16 protein-coding genes are annotated in these 17,115 nt (G+C 71.5%); 9 read left to right on the forward strand and 7 right to left on the reverse strand.

Features of this window, described 5'->3' with window-relative positions; translation table 11 throughout:
• Window positions 1–73: 73 nt before the first annotated feature.
• Window positions 74–1,609, reverse strand: coding sequence for a UxaA family hydrolase (locus tag ACZ3II_RS11695; protein ID WP_465517570.1), 1,536 nt, complete (start codon window positions 1,607–1,609; stop codon window positions 74–76).
• Window positions 1,610–1,780: 171 nt separating this feature from the next.
• On the opposite strand from ACZ3II_RS11695, the gene ACZ3II_RS11700 reads away from it, so the two are divergent.
• The 6 genes from ACZ3II_RS11700 to ACZ3II_RS11725 all read left to right on the forward strand — a co-directional run bounded on the left by ACZ3II_RS11700 (window position 1,781) and on the right by ACZ3II_RS11725 (window position 7,407).
• The gene (locus tag ACZ3II_RS11700; protein WP_465517571.1) at window positions 1,781–2,878 is read left to right on the forward strand and encodes a Gfo/Idh/MocA family protein; all 1,098 of its coding nucleotides are present in this window, start codon (window positions 1,781–1,783) and stop codon (window positions 2,876–2,878) included.
• Window positions 2,863–3,768, forward strand: a complete 906-nt coding sequence (locus ACZ3II_RS11705) for a DUF6807 domain-containing protein (protein ID WP_465517572.1) — start codon at window positions 2,863–2,865, stop codon at window positions 3,766–3,768. Before ACZ3II_RS11700 ends, ACZ3II_RS11705 begins: the two co-directional genes overlap by 16 nt.
• On the forward strand, window positions 3,765–4,427 hold the full coding sequence (locus ACZ3II_RS11710; protein WP_465517573.1) for a cupin domain-containing protein: 663 nt from the start codon (window positions 3,765–3,767) through the stop codon (window positions 4,425–4,427). The genes ACZ3II_RS11705 and ACZ3II_RS11710 overlap by 4 nt, the downstream gene beginning before the upstream one ends.
• Window positions 4,427–5,665: a Gfo/Idh/MocA family protein gene (locus ACZ3II_RS11715; RefSeq protein WP_465517574.1), complete on the forward strand. Its 1,239-nt coding sequence runs from the start codon at window positions 4,427–4,429 to the stop codon at window positions 5,663–5,665. Before ACZ3II_RS11710 ends, ACZ3II_RS11715 begins: the two co-directional genes overlap by 1 nt.
• 63 nt (window positions 5,666–5,728) lie before the next feature.
• Complete coding sequence (locus ACZ3II_RS11720; protein ID WP_465517575.1) at window positions 5,729–6,685, forward strand: nucleotide-binding protein; 957 nt, start codon at window positions 5,729–5,731, stop codon at window positions 6,683–6,685.
• A gap of 44 nt (window positions 6,686–6,729) precedes the next feature.
• The gene (locus ACZ3II_RS11725; protein ID WP_465517576.1) at window positions 6,730–7,407 is read left to right on the forward strand and encodes a hypothetical protein; all 678 of its coding nucleotides are present in this window, start codon (window positions 6,730–6,732) and stop codon (window positions 7,405–7,407) included.
• 39 nt (window positions 7,408–7,446) lie between these two features.
• Here ACZ3II_RS11725 and ACZ3II_RS11730 read toward each other — a convergent pair whose 3' ends face one another.
• On the reverse strand, window positions 7,447–8,337 hold the full coding sequence (locus ACZ3II_RS11730) for an NAD(+)/NADH kinase (RefSeq protein WP_465517577.1): 891 nt from the start codon (window positions 8,335–8,337) through the stop codon (window positions 7,447–7,449).
• Window positions 8,334–9,326: an SPFH domain-containing protein gene (locus ACZ3II_RS11735; protein ID WP_465517578.1), complete on the reverse strand. Its 993-nt coding sequence runs from the start codon at window positions 9,324–9,326 to the stop codon at window positions 8,334–8,336. The genes ACZ3II_RS11730 and ACZ3II_RS11735 overlap by 4 nt, the downstream gene beginning before the upstream one ends.
• Window positions 9,327–9,389: 63 nt before the next feature.
• Between ACZ3II_RS11735 and ACZ3II_RS11740 the strand changes: the two genes are divergently transcribed.
• Window positions 9,390–10,061 carry an NUDIX hydrolase gene (locus ACZ3II_RS11740; protein ID WP_465517579.1) on the forward strand — a complete coding sequence of 224 codons (672 nt, stop codon included), beginning with the start codon at window positions 9,390–9,392 and terminating at the stop codon, window positions 10,059–10,061.
• A gap of 12 nt (window positions 10,062–10,073) precedes the next feature.
• On the opposite strand, the gene ACZ3II_RS11745 is transcribed toward ACZ3II_RS11740, so the two are convergent.
• The 3 genes from ACZ3II_RS11745 to ACZ3II_RS11755 form a co-directional block, all read right to left on the reverse strand.
• A complete protein-coding gene (locus ACZ3II_RS11745; RefSeq protein ID WP_465517580.1) occupies window positions 10,074–11,012 on the reverse strand; it encodes an LLM class F420-dependent oxidoreductase in 939 nt (312 codons plus the stop codon).
• 227 nt (window positions 11,013–11,239) lie between these two features.
• The gene (locus ACZ3II_RS11750; RefSeq protein WP_465517581.1) at window positions 11,240–11,581 is read right to left on the reverse strand and encodes a hypothetical protein; all 342 of its coding nucleotides are present in this window, start codon (window positions 11,579–11,581) and stop codon (window positions 11,240–11,242) included.
• 216 nt (window positions 11,582–11,797) lie between these two features.
• A complete protein-coding gene (locus ACZ3II_RS11755; protein ID WP_465517582.1) occupies window positions 11,798–14,446 on the reverse strand; it encodes an ATP-binding protein in 2,649 nt (882 codons plus the stop codon).
• 409 nt (window positions 14,447–14,855) lie between these two features.
• Here ACZ3II_RS11755 and ACZ3II_RS11760 point away from each other — a divergent pair, with 409 nt between their 5' ends.
• A complete protein-coding gene (locus tag ACZ3II_RS11760; RefSeq protein ID WP_465517583.1) occupies window positions 14,856–15,296 on the forward strand; it encodes a hypothetical protein in 441 nt (146 codons plus the stop codon).
• Between the two features lie 367 nt (window positions 15,297–15,663).
• Window positions 15,664–16,293: a TetR/AcrR family transcriptional regulator gene (locus ACZ3II_RS11765; protein ID WP_465517584.1), complete on the forward strand. Its 630-nt coding sequence runs from the start codon at window positions 15,664–15,666 to the stop codon at window positions 16,291–16,293.
• A gap of 48 nt (window positions 16,294–16,341) precedes the next feature.
• Here ACZ3II_RS11765 and ACZ3II_RS11770 read toward each other — a convergent pair whose 3' ends face one another.
• Entirely contained in the window at window positions 16,342–17,103 is a 762-nt protein-coding gene (locus ACZ3II_RS11770; RefSeq protein WP_465517585.1) for a class I SAM-dependent methyltransferase, read from the reverse strand.
• Window positions 17,104–17,115: the final 12 nt, after the last annotated feature.

A 17,115-nucleotide genomic window follows, 5' to 3' on the forward strand; every position in this document is an offset into this window, starting at 1 on the left:
GCCGGACACCCCGGCCCGCGGGTGAGAAGGCCACCCGCAGATGCGCCCCGCGTCGTCGAGGACCGGAACCCGGCTACGTGACCGCGCCCAACTGCCATGGGATGAACTCGTCGCGTCCCAGGTCCAGGTCTTCGCTGACGGTGGGCCGGCCGGAGGCGACGGCCAGGATGGCCTCGAAGATCTGCTCGCCCGATGCGGTGATGGTGGTGGACCCGGTGACGATGCCGCCGGTGTCGAGGTCCATGTCCTCGCGCATGCGCTGGTACGTCTCCGAGTTGGTGGCGACCTTCAGCACCGGGGCCGGTTTGCCGCCGAGGACGGAGCCGCGGCCGGTGGTGAACACGACGACGGTGGCGCCGCCGGCGACCAGGCCGGTCACGGACACCGGGTCGTAGCCGGGGGTGTCCATGAAGGTGAAGCCGGCGTCGGTGATCGGTTCGGCGTACTCGTAGACGGCGGTCAGTGGGGCGGATCCGCCCTTGGCGACGGCGCCGAGGGATTTCTCCAGGATGGTGGTGAGGCCGCCGGCCTTGTTGCCGGGGGACGGGTTGTTGTCGAGGGTTCCGCCGCCGGCTTCGACGTACCGGTGCCACCACGCGATGCGGTCGAGGAGGCGCCGGCCGACCTTCTCGCTGACGGCGCGGCGGGTGAGCAGGTGCTCGGCGCCGAACACCTCGGGGGTTTCGGCGAGCACGGTGGTGGCGCCCTGGGCGACGAGCAGATCCGACGCGTGGCCGAGCGCGGGGTTGGCGGTGATGCCGGAGTAGCCGTCGGAGCCGCCGCAGTTGAGGCCGACGACCAGGGCGGAGGCGGGGACGGTCTCGCGGCGGCGGTCGTCGAGGCGGTCGAGGAGGGTGCGGACGGCGGTGGTTCCGGCGCGGACGGTGGCCCGTACGCCGCCGGTGTCCTGGATGGTCAGTTTCTCGACGATCGTGTCCGAGTCGTCGGGGAGGCCGGCGAGGAGGGTGTCGACGCCGATCATCTCGCAGCCGAGGCCGAGGACCAGGATGCCGCCGATGTTGGGATGGTTGGCGTAGCCGCGGAGCGTACGCAGCAGGATCTGGCCGCCCTCGCTGGCGGGGACCATGCCGCAGCCGGAGTCGTGGGCGAGGGCGACGACGCCGTCGACGTTCTCGTAGGCGTCCATGATCGGGCCGCGGAACTGGTCGGCGATCATGCGGGCGGTGGACGCGGAGCAGTTGACGGAGGTGACGATGCCGACGAAGTTGCGGGTGCCGACGCGGCCGTCGGCGCGCCGGTAGCCCTGGAAGGTGCGGGTCTCGAGGGCGGGGGCGATCGCGGTGACGCCGGTGCCGAACTCGTACTCGTGGTCGACCGCCGCCATGCCCAGGTTGTGGGCGTGCACGTGGTCGCCGGCCCGCACGTCGGTGGTGGTGCTGCCGATGACCTGCCCGTACTTGTGGACCGGGGTGCCGGCGGCCAGATCCCGCAGCGCGATCTTGTGCCCGCGCGGGACGGTGGCGAGCACCGGGATCTCGTGGCCGGCGTGGCGCAGGACGTCGCCGGCGGGCAGTTCCCGGGTGGCCACGGCGACGTCGTCGTGTTCGCGCAGCAGCAGCGCCACTTCGCGCAGGTCCAAGTGCGGCATGGGCAATCCTTGACGTGTTGCGGGAACGTTTGCGGTCCCATCCTGACACGTCCGCCGATGACGGTCGAGGGGTCGCGGCTCTTGACCTGGGCGGTGCGGCACGGCAAGGATGGGAATGCGCTTTCCCCCAGCTAGCGCGATTTTTGGAGGATCCCGTGAAACGATCCAAGAATGGTTGACCGCTACCGCGCCGCGATCGTCGGAACCGGGGCCGTCGCGGGCGCCCACGCCGAGGCCCTCCGCGCCCACGACAGCCGGGTCGAGACCGTCGCCGTGCACGACCTCGACCCCGGGCGGGCCCGCGACTTCGCCGGCAGGTGGAACATCCCGGCCGTTCGGGACGACGTCGAGGACCTGATCGGCGGCGGCGTCGACATCGTCCACCTGTGCACCCCGCCCGGCACCCACGTCCCGATCGCCCGGCGGCTGCTGGCCGCCGGCGTGCACGTGCTGGTGGAGAAGCCGCCGGCGCTGTCGCTGGCCGAACTCGACGTGCTCGCCGGGGCGTCCGCCGCCTCCGGGGCGCACCTGGCGACGGTCTTCCAGCACCGGTTCGGCGCCGGGGCGAAACGGCTGCGCGCGCTGATCGCCGGCGGCACGCTCGGCCGGCCGCTGCTGGCCACCTGCCACACGCTGTGGTTCCGCGACGACGAGTACTACCGCGTGCCGTGGCGCGGGAAGTGGGCGACCGAGGGCGGCGGGCCGACCATGGGGCACGGCATCCACCAGTTCGACCTGCTGCTGTCGATCCTCGGGCCGTGGGAGCGGGTCAGCGCCCTCGCCGCCCGCCGCAGCCGCCCGGTGGAGACCGAGGACGTGTCGATGGCCCTGGCCGAGTTCGCCGACGGGACCGTGGCGTCGGTGGTCAACTCGGTGGTGTCGCCGCGGCAGACGTCGTCGTTGCGGTTCGACTTCGAGCACGCGACCGTCGAGCTGGACCATCTGTACGGCTACAACGACGACGACTGGACCGTCACCGCCGCGCCCGGGCACGAGGAGCTGGGGGACGCCTGGCAGGCGGCGGCCCACGAGAAGGCCCGCAGCGGGCACGCCGACCAGCTCGCCGACGTCCTGGACGCGCTCGACGCGGGGACGGAACCGCCGGTCACGGTCGCGGAGACCCGCCGGACGATGGAGTTCATCGCCGCGATCTACGCCTCGGCGGCCGAGGGGCGCCCGGTGCGGCGCGGTGAGATCGGCGCCGGCCATCCCTTCCATGAAGCCATGAACGGAGAAGCCATGAACGGAACCGTATGGAACTTCGGGTAGACCACCGGGTCGGCTGCTCGGTCACCGTCAGCGCGGGGGCGACGGCCCTGGCGACGTACGTCTACCGGCCGGACACCGTCCAGCTGGAGTCACCGAAGCCGTACCTGCATCCGCTGCGCACCCTGGCCGGCGACGAGGTGTCGCTGTTCCGGCCGCACGACCACGTCTGGCACAAGGGCATCGCCTGGTCGCTGCCGTACGTCGGCGACCACAACTTCTGGGGCGGCCCGACCTACGTGCACGGCAGCTCCTACGTGCAGAGACCCAACAACGGAACGGCTTCCCACCGTACGATCGACGCCCTCGACGTCACCGCGAGCACCGCATCGCTGAGCCATCGCCTGGACTGGACCTCGCAGGGCGGCGAAGCCGTCCTCAGCGAGCGGCGCGCGCTGGGTTTCGCCCTGGTCGACGAGGTGAGCTGGGTGCTGACGTTCACGACGGCGATGACCAACGTGTCGGGGGAGACCCTCGCGTTCGGGTCGCCCACCACGAAGGGGCGGGAGAACGCGGGGTACGGCGGGCTGTTCTGGCGCGGGCCGCGCGCGTTCACCGGCGGGGTGCTGCAGTCGCCCGGCCGGACCGGCGGGGACGACCTGCGGGGCACGCGTGCCGAGTGGTTCGCGTTCCGCGGCCGGCACGACGGCGTGGACCGCTCGTCGACGGTGCTGATCGCCGATCACACCGCGAACCCGCACCACCCGCCGCAGTGGTTCGCCCGTACCGAGCAGTTCGCGTGCCTCAACCCGGCGCCGTTCTTCAGCCAGGAACTCGATCTCCCGGACGGCGAGACCGTGACGTTCCGCTACGCGGTCGTGATCGCCACCGGTGACCACGGGGACGCCGGAACGGCGGCCCTGGCCGCCCACGCCCGGGCCGCGCTGGCATGACCGGCTTCCCGGGTGGCACGGCGGTCACCGGACTGCGGGTGTACGGCGACGGCGGCGGCACCCCGCACCTGCACACCGTCTCGTCCGAGGCCTACGTGGTGATCGGCGGCAGGGGCACGCTGCAGACGCTCGACATGTCCGGATACCGGCAGACGCCCCTCGAGGTGGGCAGCACGGTCTGGTTCACCCCCGGCGTCATCCACCGCGCGATCAACGACGGCGACCTGCAGGTCGTCGTGGTGATGTCGAACGCCGGGCTGCCGGAGGCCGGCGACGCCGTCATGACGTTCCCGCCCGAGATCGTCGCCGACCCGGCGCGGTACCGCGCGGCGGCAGACGTCGGGACGGACCCCGAGCACGGCGTACGGGTACGCCGTGACCTGGCCGTCGAAGGCTTCCAGCGGCTCATCGGCTCCCCGGGCGCGCTCGCCGGGTTCTACCGCCACGCCGCCGCCCTGGTCCGGCCCCGGGTCGAGGAGTGGCGCCGGATCTGGTCGCACACCGCCGAGGCGCAGACCCGCCGTACCGCCGCCATGCTCGACGCCCTCGGCAGCGGCGACTTTCAGCACCTGCACGACGCCGCCCTGCAGTCGTCGGCGCCCTCGCCGGCGACGGCCTGGGGCATGTGCGGTCACCTCCGAAGACTGGAAGGACACTGATGACTCGTCGTTACGGCCTGATCGGCACCGGTCACCGGGCCCAGCTCTACATCGACGCGCTGGCGGGGGAGTGGAGTGACGCGGGACGGCTCGTGGCGCTGTGCGACACCAACGCGACGCGGATGGCGTACTACAACACGAACGGTCTTCCGGTCTTCCGGCCGGACCGGTTCGCGGAGTTCCTGGCCAGGATCGACGCCCTGATCGTCACCACCGTCGACGCGACCCACGCGGCGTACGTCTGCGCGGCCCTGGACGCCGGCGTCGACGTGGTCGTGGAGAAGCCGCTGACCATCGACGAGGAGGGCTGCGCCCGGATCGCCGAGGCGGCCGCCCGGAGCAGCGCCCGGTTGATCGTCACGTTCAACTACCGGTACTCGCCGCGCAACTCCGCGGTCCGGGAACTGCTCGCCTCCGGCCGGATCGGCGAGATCACCGCGGTCCACTTCGAGTGGCTGCTGGACACCATCCACGGCGCCGACTACTTCCGCCGCTGGCACCGCGAGCGCGACCGGTCCGGCGGGCTGCTGGTGCACAAGTCCACCCACCACTTCGACCTGGTCAACTGGTGGCTGGACAGCACGCCGGCGACCGTGTTCGCGCAGGCCGGGCTGCGGTTCTACGGCCCGGACGGCGCCGGGGCCGGGCGTGCCGACGGCGACCTGTTCCGGCCGGACCTGTTCGCCGACCCGCGGTTGAAGGCGCTCTACGCGGATGCCGCGCACGAGGACGGCTACGTGCGTGACCAGGACGTCTTCGGCGCCGGTGTGACCATCGACGACACCATGTCGGTGCTGGTCTCCTACGCGAACCGGGCGGTGCTGACGTACGCGCTGAACGCGTACTCGCCGCGGGAGGGCTACCGGGTCGCGTTCACCGGCACGCGCGGGCGCATCGAGCTGGAGGTCTCCGAGCGGGCGTGGGCGTCCCCGGACGCCGCCCTCGACCCGACGGCGGGCAAGTCCGAGGAGGAGACGTACGAGCGCCTGACCGTCCAGGAGCACTGGAAACCGGTCGAGGAGATCGAGATCGAGCGGGGTACGGGCGGCCACGGCGGCGGTGACGCGCTGCTGCTCGACGACGTCTTCCGCGGCCCCTCGCACGATCCCCTGGCCCGGCAGGCCGGCTGGCGCGACGGCATCCGCAGCGTCCTGACCGGTGTCGCCGCCGACCGTTCCGCCCGCACCGGCCGGCCGGTGCGGTTCACCGACGGCGGGCTGGGTCTCCAGGACGGGTGAAACAGCGGATTCCCGGAGTGGCGGTGCTTGCGCAGGGCCTGTGCCATCCTTAACTTCGTGCAAATGAAAATCGCTTTCACTGGCAAGGGCGGCAGTGGGAAGAGCACGATGGCCGCGCTGTTCGTGCAGTACCTGCGCGCCGCCGGCCATCGTGTCCTCGCCGTCGACGCCGACGTCAACGTGCACCTCGCGCCGCTGCTCGGGGTCGACGCCGGGGCCACCGGGGCGCTGTCGCACCCGGACAACGCGCGGGACGTACGCGCGCACCTGCTCGGCGGCAACACCCGGATCGCCGGGGTGGAGCACTTCGTCGCGACCACCCCGCCCGGGCCCGGCTCCCGGCTGGTCCGCATCGACGCCGCCGACCCGGTGCTGGCCCGGCACGCGACGGCGCTGGACGAGCGCACCCACGTCATGCACGTCGGCACGTACGAGGCGAAGGACATCGGGTCCGGCTGCTACCACGGGCACCTGGCGATCCTGGAGAACCTGCTGTCCCATCTCGACCCCGCAGACGACGGCTGGGTGGTGTGCGACATGGTCGCCGGGACCGACGCGTTCGCCAACACGCTGCACGCCCAGTTCGACGTGATCGTGGTGGTGGCCGAACCCACGCCGGAGTCGGTGTCGGTCGCCCGCCGGTACCGGGAGCTCGCCGGGGCGGCCGGGGTCGCGGACGCGGTGGTGATCGTCGGGAACAAGGTGGCCGACCGGGTGGACCGGGACTATCTGGAGACCGCTCTGGGCGTACCCCCGATGGCGGTCCTGGGCCTGCAAGCCGGTCTGCGGCGGGCCCGTCAGGCGGGCGCGCCACCGCGACCCGGGGATCTCGACGACGTGTCCGCGCTGGCGCGGATCGCCGAACACGCGGCGAACCGGTCACCGTCCGCGGACCACCGGCGGGATCTGCTGCGTACGCTCCACCTGCGCCTGGCCGGGAAGGGCTGGGTGCGGGCCGCGCACGGCGACGTGACCGTCCAACTCGGCCCCGTTCCTGCCGGATCCGCGCAGGGCCACTAACATATGCCGCGATCTCTGTAGCGGCATTCTTGGGGCGAGGCGACATGCGGTGGTTCCGGTTCGGGTCGGGTAAACGGCGGGCCGAGCAGGATCCCGGGCGGCAGCAGGAGATCTACCGGCAGGTGCGGGACGGGTTCGGCGCGCACGTGCCGGGCCGGTTCGCCGACCAGGCGGCCGGGACGCTCGCGCTGCTCGACGGCGACGACGGGATCGTCGTGGCCGCCGCGATCCTGCGCGACTACGCCGACGCGATCGCCGGGGCGATGCGGGCGCAGGGGTTCCAGGCCGAACGCCGCGACTACCGGTGGGCCTGGCGGAACGCGGGGCCGCGGCTGCGGTCACCGCTGCTCGCCGGCCCGTTCCACCCCTACGTTCAGGTGGCCGCGGCCGTGACCGTCGTCGCCACCCGCGCCAAGCAGCTCGTCAGACTGGTCGACCCGGACCCGGTCCTGACGCACATGCTGGAGATCCTCGACGTGATCACCGCCGGCTGGGAGTACGGCGGGGTGCCGGCCGACGTCGACACCGCCACCCTGGCCGGCGGCCTGATCGCGGCGGTCCGCGACCTGCGCGCCGCGATGCCGGAGGAGCCGCCGCTGCCGTCCCCGATCCGCGAGCAGATGCGCCGCAACAACACCGTGGACGTCTGGGACCCGACCACCAACCGGGTCGCCGGCGGCTTCAACCCCGGCCGCTCGATGCGCGAGTCCTTCCTGGCCTAGTTCCCGGTGTGTTGAGTTCGGCCGCTATGCGCGCCCGAACTACACACAGCGGAGTTTGCGGCCGGCGACCGTGATCCGGACGCGCTGGCCCCACGACAGCTCCAGGGCGTCGGACTCCAGGCCGTCGGCGAAGACGACCAGGCGCTCCGACTCGCACGTCACCTCCAGTTCGGCGCCGGCGGCGAGCAACCCGGAGGTACGGGTGACACCGGTCGCCGGGGAGGGCCACGCCTCCCGCACGAACCAGCACAGCGCCGGCTCGCCCGGGCCCGGCAGCGGCGGGGCCCCGGCCCGTTCCCGGGCGATCGAGGCGCACCAGCCGGTCGCGCCGGTGCCGGTGCCGGCGATCAGCCCGGACGACGACTGCCGTTCCCGGGCGCCGTCCGGAGTGGTCAGCACGTACCGGGCGGACTGGTGGCCGGCGTGACCCAGGTAGACCTCGTTGAGCCCGTACAGCTCCTGGCCGTCGTCGAGCCGCGCCACCACCATGGTCCGCAGCTCGCCGGGATCACCGCCGGTGACCGCCCGCAGCAGGCCGGGCAGGGCGGCGGCCCGGTGCCGGGCCAGCACGCCCGGGTTGCGGCCCGGCTCCGGGTCGACGCCGATCACCGGCTGGCCGTCCAGGTACTTCGCCACGTTCGCGACCAGGCCGTCCTGACCGACCGCGACCACCACGTCCTCCGGCGCGAACAGGAACCGGGGCAGGTCGGCCCGCTCCACCCGGCCGCGCCGCCAGTCGGCCGGGACGGCCGCGCCGACCTCGGTCAGCGCGGCCCGCAACGCCTCGTGCCGGGCGGTCACCTCGGTCAGGTCCCGGCCGCGCTGGCGCAGGAAGTAGGCGGCGGCGCCGAGCGTGCCGTGCCGGGCGAGCAGCTCGTCGAGCTCGCTGCGCCGCGACACGACGACGATCCGCGGGGTCAGGACGCTCACTTGCCGAGCCGCCCGGCCAGGCTGGTCAGCACGTCGGGGGTGATGGTCAGCTCGTTGATCTGCGGCAGCTGGCCGGCCACCTCGCGCAGGGCGAGGGCCTGCAGCACCTCCGGCGGCAGGTCACGGTAGGCGGCCATCCGCGCGGCCTCGGCCTCCGCCTCGGCCAGGCCGACCAGGCGGGCGCCGGCCGCACGGGCCTCGTCGCGGATCTGGGCGCCCTCGGCGTCGGCCTTCGCGGTGACCAGCTTCGTCTCGGCGTTCAGCTCGGCCTCGCGGCGGGTGTTCGCGCCGTGCTGCTCGACCAGTTGCTGCTGGCGGCGGGCCAGCTCGATCTTGCTCTGCAGCTCGTTCTCGGCGATCTGCCGTTCCTGCTGGACGGCGTGGGCGCGGCGGGCGTACGTCGCCTTGTCCGCGTCCTGCTGCACCTGCTCCCGGGTCGGCGTCTGCAGGGCCCGCTCCAGGTCGGGCTCCGGCCGGATCGCGACGACCCGGGCGCTGACCACCGCGACACCGGTCTCGGTGAGCCGCGGATCGGTGGCGAGCGCGTCCGCGACCGCCTGCCGGACCGGCGCGATCCCGCTGGTCAGCGCCTCGGCCAGGGGCAGCCGGGCGAGCACGTCGAGAGCCGGCTGCTGGGCCAGCTCGGCGAGCAGCGTGGCCACCTGGTCCAGTGGCTGGCCGCGCCACCTTCCCCGGTACGGATCGATGGAGAAGTCCAGCCGGCTCGCGGCGGCGGCCGGGTCGCTGAACCGGTACGTCACGGTGGCCTGCACCGTCACGTCGGCGAAGTCCCCGGTGCGGGCGTGGAACAGCAGCGGCAGCTCCCGGTCGTCCACCGGGACCTCGCTGAGCACGGCGGTCAGCGGCCGGTACCAGAACGAGAGCCCGGTGCCGGAACGCCGCACCTTGCCCTTGACGGTGTGGCTGACCCAGCTCGTCGGGGCGCCACGCAGGTGCCGCAGGTGGAGGCGTCGCGTCACGTCAGCCATGTCGGGGGATCCCTTCGTTTGTCGTCACAGTGACGATAAAGGGTGGCCGCTATTATCGTCAACATGACGCTTAATGTGGTGGCGCTCACCGTCGACCTGGTGCTGCTGACCATCCGGCAGGGCACGCTGCAGGTGCTGCTGATCCGCCGGGGCATCCCGCCGTACCGGGAAGCCTGGGCCCTGCCCGGGGGCTTCGTGCTGCCCGAGGAGGATCTGGACGACGCCGCCGCCCGGGAACTGCGCGAGGAGACCGGCCTCGATCCGGAGCACGGCCATCTCGAGCAGCTCGCCACGTACGGCAGCCCCGGCCGTGACCCCCGCGGCCGCGTCGTCACCGTCGCCTACCTGGCGTTACTGCCCGACCTGCCGGCCCCGGTGCCCGGCAGTGACGCCGCCGTGGCGGCCTGGCGGCCGGTCGCCGAGGCCGGCGGGCTGGCCTTCGACCACGACCGGATCCTCGCCGACGGTTGGGAACGGGCCCGGGCCAAACTGGAGTACACACCTTTGGCCGCCAGCTTCTGCGCGCCGGAGTTCACGGTCGCCGACCTGCGCGCCGTCTACGAGACCGTCTGGCGGACCCGGCTCGACCCCCGCAACTTCCACCGCAAGGTGACCGGCGCCGACGGCTTCATCGAGCCCACCGGCGGCACCGTCATACGCGAACGGGGCCGCCCGGCACAGCTGTACCGGCGCGGCCCCGCCACCCACCTCCACCCACCGTTGCTCCGGCCGTGAAGGCGCTCGCGATCAGGCGGTGATCAGCGGCTTCAGGGCGGCGCCGACGGCCGACACGACGCCGGGGCGGTGACCGTTGCGGATCAGGTTGATGGTGATGCCGTCGATGCCGGCGGCCAGCACCTTCTCCCGCAACTGCTCGGCCACCTGGTCGGCGGTGCCGAGGAAGGCCCGGTTGCGGCGGTCCTCGGGGATCGTCTCGCCCAGCTCCTTGGCCTCCTGCTCGGTCTCGCCGACCATGCCCATCACCAGGTAGCTGGTGGCCAGGGTGGCCGGGTCACGGCCGATCTCCTCGCAGCGCTGCCGCAGCACGGCGACCTTGCGGGCCAGGTCGTCGACGTCGCAGATGATGTTCATGTGGTCGGCGAACCGGGCCGCCAGCCGGAACGTCTTCTGCTCGCCGGATCCGCCCAGCATGATCGGCAGGCCGTCGCGGAACCGCGGGTTGTTCATCGCGCCGCGGGTCGTGTACCACTTGCCCTCGAAGGCGGACGGCTCACCCTTGAGCATCGGCGCGATGATGGTGAGCGCCTCCTCGAGCCGCTCGAACCGCTCGGTGAACGTGCCGAACTCGAAGCCCAGGTCGTGGTGCTCACGCTCGAACCAGCCGGCCCCGATGCCGAGGACCGCCCGCCCGTGCGACACGACGTCGAGCGTGGTCACGGTCTTGGCGAGAAGAGCGGGGTTACGGTACGTGTTGCCGGTGACCAGCGTCGACAGCTGGATCGTCGAGGTCGCCGTGGCCAGCGCGCCGAGCGTGGTGTACGCCTCGAGCATCGCGTTCTCGGGCGCGCCGATGCCGGGCAGTTGGTAGAAGTGGTCCATCACCAGGACGGTGTCGAAGCCGGACGCCTCGGCCTCGCGGGCCTGCGCGACGACGGTGTCGAACGTCTGCTCGACCGGGCCGGGGTAGGTGAAGTTCGGGATCTGGTAACCGAGCCGGATCGTCACGATGCCTCCGATGAGCTGGTGTTCCTCTGGGTGGCCGGTGCCGGCTCGCCCGAGCAGGCGGCGCCGGGCCCGCATGTAAGAGGGCTATCACTTGCCGAAGTAAGAGCCTACTCACATGAAGGCATGCGTGCGAGCGGATCGCGGGGTGAGGTCCGTTCCACAGTAGGTGGAGGGCCGATGTCGCCGCCCCGGCGACATCGGCCCTCCACCAGGGCGGTCCGGGGCGATCAGCAGCCCGCGCTCACGTTGCCGCAGTACGTCCAACCGTAAATCCACCGGGAAAAGGCCGGATACCGAATGTAGTACCAGCGATTACCTGCGCTGTTGTAGGCGTAATGGCTCCATTGCACCCGAACCCCGGCGTCCGCGTTCATCACGGTGCTGCAGGACTGCGCGTAGCATTCCCGGATGGGGCCGCCACGCGACGTCGTCCAGGTCCATTCCGCAGCGGTGGCCTCGACTGCCGAGCCCACCCGTCCGGTGGCGTCGGCCGAGGCCGGTGCCGCGCCACCAAGAACGAGTGCCGCACCCACTCCGAGACCGAGAATTGGTTTCGTCACATTGATCACAACGTTCCTCCCATGACGTCGCCCGGATCCACGCATGCCGTGGCGGCTCGTGGCCATCGCAAGGCATCGACAGTTGCAACAGTTTTGTGATCGGTCGTGGCGCCGGTCAATGATTCCGGTCCGTCCCGAACTGTTCCGTACGGTTGTGTCGACGGCGGCCCTTGCGGCGCTTGCGGCGGCCCGGCTGAGGTATGTCCCGGACGAGCATCGCCATGATCAGTTCCCCCCGCTTGCATCATCATCTGTGCCCGTGCGCCCCCGATCCGCGGAGGGCGCCGGGATCTGTGCCGCCCCTTCCAGGTCGCCGAGCCGGAGCAGAATCTGCCGGGCCTCCTCGAATGCGTGCTGTGCGCGTCTCGGATCGAGTTGCATGTGCGCCCGGCCGAGCCGGATCAGGGCGGCGGCCTGGAGCGAGGGCCACCCGCGGGTGCGCCACAGTGCGACCGACTCTTCCAGCCAGACACTCGCCGATTGCGGCCGGCCGGCGAGCAGTTCCAGCTCGCCCAGGATCTCCAATGCCTCGGCGAGGTGGTGCGGCATTGCGTTCGCGCGGCTGAGCCGCATGGCGGCGGCAGCCGCGTCATGTGCTTCGGCGTGATCCGACGGCAGGTACAGTCTGGCCCAAGCGAGCAGGCTGAAAACCTCCGTGTAAGTGTCGCCGCAGGCGCGTGCGATGGTCAGGGAACGTGCCAGGAGCGCGCTGCTGGCGTCGGCGTTGCCGAGTTCCCGCTGGGCGATGCCGGCGAATTGCAGCACGGTCGCTTCGCCACGAGGGTTGTCGAGAACCGTGACCCGTTCCAGGGCGCTACCCACATGCTGCGCTGCCAAGTGGTAACGGCTGTACTGGTGATGGGCCACGGCAAGAGCCAGATGGGCCCGGACCTCGCCGCCGGGATGTTCGCCGCTCCGTGCGAGTTCCAGACCGCGAGTCGCCAGATCGATCGCTTCGCCGTCGTTACCTACGGCCGTCGCCGCCCACGAGCACATCACCGCCGCGTCCGACATGCCGGCTCGATGACCCAGGGTGGTGAACATGCCCAAGAGTCGATGAGCATCCGCGTACAGGCGGGGCATCGCGACGTCGCGCGGGTCATCGGTGATCCAGGTGGTGACGTCAATGAGGCCGCGGAGCATCACCGCCTCGCCGAGTAGGTTGCCGGTGCGCCGGCAGAGCTCCATCACCTCGGTGTTGACGCGCGCCCATTCCTGATACCTTCCCCGCACGTCGAAATACTTCTCCAGGCAGCCCGCCAGGTCGAACGCCATCTCGTCGAGGCCGAGCCCGCACGCCTGCCGGATGGTGGCCGCCAACGCGGGATACTCCACGTCGAACCAGGATGCCGCCCCCATCGGGCCAGCCGGCAGCCGAACCCCGTGCGGACGGTACCGTGGCGTGGCTCCCGAGACGGCAGCGAACAGTGGCCCCGGAACCTGGTCCGCCATCGCGCCGGCGAGAGCCAGCCAGGCCCCGAAGACGCGGTCGCGCGCGCCGGTGGCCGCTGCAATGGTCTCCTCGTCGGCCAGTCGTTCCTGCGCGAAGAGGCGTACCAGATCGTGGAACCGGTAGCGAAACTGCCCGGTCGCATCGGCGCCGGTGGTGCCCAGCAACTGCGTGTCGACGAGTTCTTCCAAGTACATCGTCGCTTCGTCGAGCGAGCAGTCCAGCGCGGCGGCGGCTATCCAGTCCGGGAAGTCGGGCACCGCGAAGCTCGACAGCAGCCGCAGCAACCGGCGCGGCTCCTTGTCCAAGCTCTGATAACTCAAGCTCAGGGTCGTCCGAACGCCGAGGTCCCCGGTGGCGAGATGGTCGAGACGCTGCCGTTCGTCCCGCAAGACCCACGTCAGATCGGCGAGGCGCCAGGCGGGACGCGCGTTCAGACGCGCGCCGGCGATACGTACGGCCAGCGGCAGCCCGCCGCACAATTCGACGATCCGGGCCGCCTGATCGGGCTCTGCCGCGACCCGTTCGGCACCGGCGACAAGTGACAGCATGCGAACCGCTGTTCCGGGTGCGAACGCTTCCAACTGAGTGCGGTGTACTCCGGCCAGGCCGGTCAGCCGGTCACGTGCCGTCACCAGTACCGCGCAGCCCGCAGAGCCGGGGAGCAACGGCCGAACCTGCTGTTCGGAGGCGGCGTTGTCGAGGATGACGAGCAACCGGCGGCCGGCGAGCAGCGTCCGGTACATGGCCGCGCACTCGGCGGTCTCCGCCGGGACGGCTCGGCTCGGCACTCCCGAGGCCCGTAGGAACATGGCGAGCACGTCCGTGGACCGTGCCGGACTGTCGTCTGCTCCTCTGAGATCGGCGTAAAGCAAGCCGTCCGGGAACGCTGCGGCGATCCGGTTGGCGACATGGACGGCCAGCGTGCTCTTGCCGACCCCGCCCATGCCGGTGATGACGGCGACCGCGGGAGCGGTGGGCGCCTGCTGTCTGGCGATACGTCCGCTCAGGTGTTCCTCGAGGGCGCGAAGGTCGTCGTCGCGCCCAGTGAAGTCCGCCACGTCCGGCGGCAGCATGTTGGGTACGCGTACGGGCTGGTCGACGGCGGGGACGGGATCCGCCGGGGGCGCTTCATCGGCACGGGTCGCCAACTTGCGATGTGTGGCCAGCCACCGGCTGACCGTTACGTCGTCGATGTCGCTAGCACGAAGAAACGCTTCCACGACCTCACGGCGTGGCAGGGTACCGCGATTGAGAGCGGATGCCAGAGTGCTCACCGGCAGCACATCACCCCGCCGCTGTGCCCGAGCAGCCAACTGGCGATACGTCAGGCCGCTACCCAATCGGAGCCGGCGCAGTTCCGCCATGAATCCATCGATGCCGATCGAGGCATCGGGTGCGTCTCCGGTGTCGATTTCGGGCACATTCCCCCCAGTGGACCGACCAATGTGGACATCATGACCTTACCGGCGGTGCCCGTGTTCTCCGGGGGATCGAGGGGTGCCGCAGTGGCTGTTCGGGACTGATCGGGACGGGCTCGAAATCCTTGCGCCGACATCGGCCGTTTCGCATCCTGGCTTCGGCGCCGGGCACGGCTCGGGATGGCGGCCGGCATCGCGGCTCCTGCCTGGACCGCCTTCGCCGGCTGCCGTTGGCGTGGCGGCCGTCGGCATCGTCAGGCGCGGGTGAACGCCCGCTTCGCGCCATCTCGTGATCCGGCGGAAGGGTGCGTGCGGTGCCGGCCGAGGGCGACGTGCGGGTGGTGCGCCCGGCGCCGCGGCGGTATGCCGCCGTGATCCCTGCTTCATCGAATCAAACGGAAAGGTCACCAAGATGAACGTACGCGTACGGCGGTGGTTCCGGAGCGCGCTTGCCGGGCTGGTGGTGTCGACGGCGGTCTTCGCGATGCCTGGTCAGGCTCATGCGGCCCTCGGGTCCTGGAACCTTCAGCACACCGTGGGGGATCTCGTCGGCGCTCACGCCTGGGGAACCTTCACTCTGGGCGGCGATGGCCGCTACTACATGACCGCGAACATCAAAGACACCGCTGCGGATGGCCACGGGGCCCGGCTCGAGGTCGTGGCCTATTACAACGACGGTTGGAGCAGCCGCTACGAGAACCTGAACGCCACGGGTAACCAGGTGACGAAAACCTTCAGGTGGAACTTCGCCCCGGACCTCAATTACATCGACGCCAGGGAATGCCTTACCGAGGGTGGCGAGGTGTACCGCTGCACGAGCTACTGGCATGTGATCCACCGGGCGAATCCGTAAGCCCGTTCTGCCTCCGGGGGGGGGGTGGTCTTGCCGGAACCTGGTTCCGGCAAGACCACCGGTGCTGCGTTGTCGGGCGTCGTCGGCCGGCAGAACTCTCGCGCCCGTTCGGGCGCCGCGGTGACTTCGGGCGCGTGCGCTGGCCGCCGCGGGTCGACACGTTCGCGATGCTCTGCCCAGGAGTGGTCATTCCGGGCGAGCGGCCGGCGTCTTCAATAGGATCGATGACCACGTGGCGGACTGGCGGTGACCGTGCCGGGGGGAGGAAGCCAGGCTTCGTCTTGGCTGGCTACGGCGCGTACGTCTTCGGCTGTTGACGAAGATGTGGTGAGAAGGCCGACACTTGCTAATGTAAGAGCCTACTCACATGGAGGCAAGGGTGTCGGCGCAACGGGCGTATCACCACGGCGACCTGCGTGCCGCGCTGATCGCCGCCAGCTTCGACCTGCTCGCCGAGGCCGGGCTGCAGCGGTTCTCGGTCGCGGCCGTGGCCCGGCGGCTGCACGTCAGCTCCGCCGCGCCGTACCGGCACTTCGCCGACCGGGGCCACCTGCTCAGCGCCGTGTCGGCCGCCGCCGCCCGCGATCTCCACGCCGCGATCGTGGCCGCCGCCGACGCCGCCGGACCCGGCCCCGCCGACCGGTTGCCCGCCGCCGCCGGCGCCTATGTGCGGTTCGTCGCCCGCACCGGCGCCGGCCTGCCCGTCATCTACGCCCCCGAGCTGTACCGGATCGAGGACGACGCCCGCCGCGAACACACCCGCGCCCTGATGACCACCATGCTGGACCTGGGCACGGCCACCGGCGCCCGCACCTACCAGGAGACGGTCCTGCTGGTCGAGGCGACGATCGCGGTCGCCCACGGTTACACCTCGCTGTTCACCGACGGCTTCTTCGCCCGCAACGCCAGCACGGCAGACGACATCGCGGCCCGCGCCGTCGAGGCCGCCCGCGCCCTGATCCCCGGCACGTCGCCACCGGATACGCCTCCGGCGTGATGGCTCGGTGACGTGGGGCTCAGCAGCCGGACCCCGGCGCGCGGTGTGTCAGCGGGCCGGGCGGCGGCGGGCCAGGTGAGCGATGACGTCGGCGTTGATCTCGACGGTCGGGGGCAGGACCTGCGCGATCCGGGTCAGGGCCTCGGTGCGGGTCGCCGGTGGGAGCTGCAGGTAGGCGGACAGGGTGCCGAGGTGGCCGGTGTAGGCGGCGGCGCTCAACGTCAGCGGCTGCGGGAACACCAGCTGCCGGACGTCGGTGAACCACTCGGAGGCCTCGAGTTCGGTGCCCGGCCACTGCATGGGGTTCTCCGGGGGAGTGCCGTCGGGGGACGGGACGTCGTCACTGTCCAGGAACGGGGCGCGGGCCGCGCGGACGGCCTCCTCGACGGCGGGGTCGGCGAGCTGGACCGGGCCGCCGAACGAGGCGAACACGCCGCCCGGCTCGAGCATGCGGGCGATCCGGGGCCAGCGGCCCGCCGGGGCGGTCCAGTGCAGCGCGGCGGCCGCGTACACCAGGTCGAATCTCTCGCCGAGGTCCAGGTCCTCGAAGGACGAACGGATCGTGCGGACCGTCGAGGGGACGTGTCTGCGCAGCTCGGTGAGCATGGCGGGGTCGGGTTCGGTGGCGGTGACGGTCAGGCCGGCGGCGGCGAACAGGCGGGTCGCCTTGCCGGTTCCCGCGCCGATCTCCACCGCGGTCCGCACCGGCCGGTCGGCGTGCTCCAGAACGGCTCCGGCAAGTTCGGCGGGATAGCCGGGCCGGAACCGTTCGTAGGCTTCCGCCACCGCCCCGAAAGTCAACGCGCGCACAGCGACCAGACT

Source organism: Actinoplanes sp. NPDC019969 (assembly GCF_055562375.1).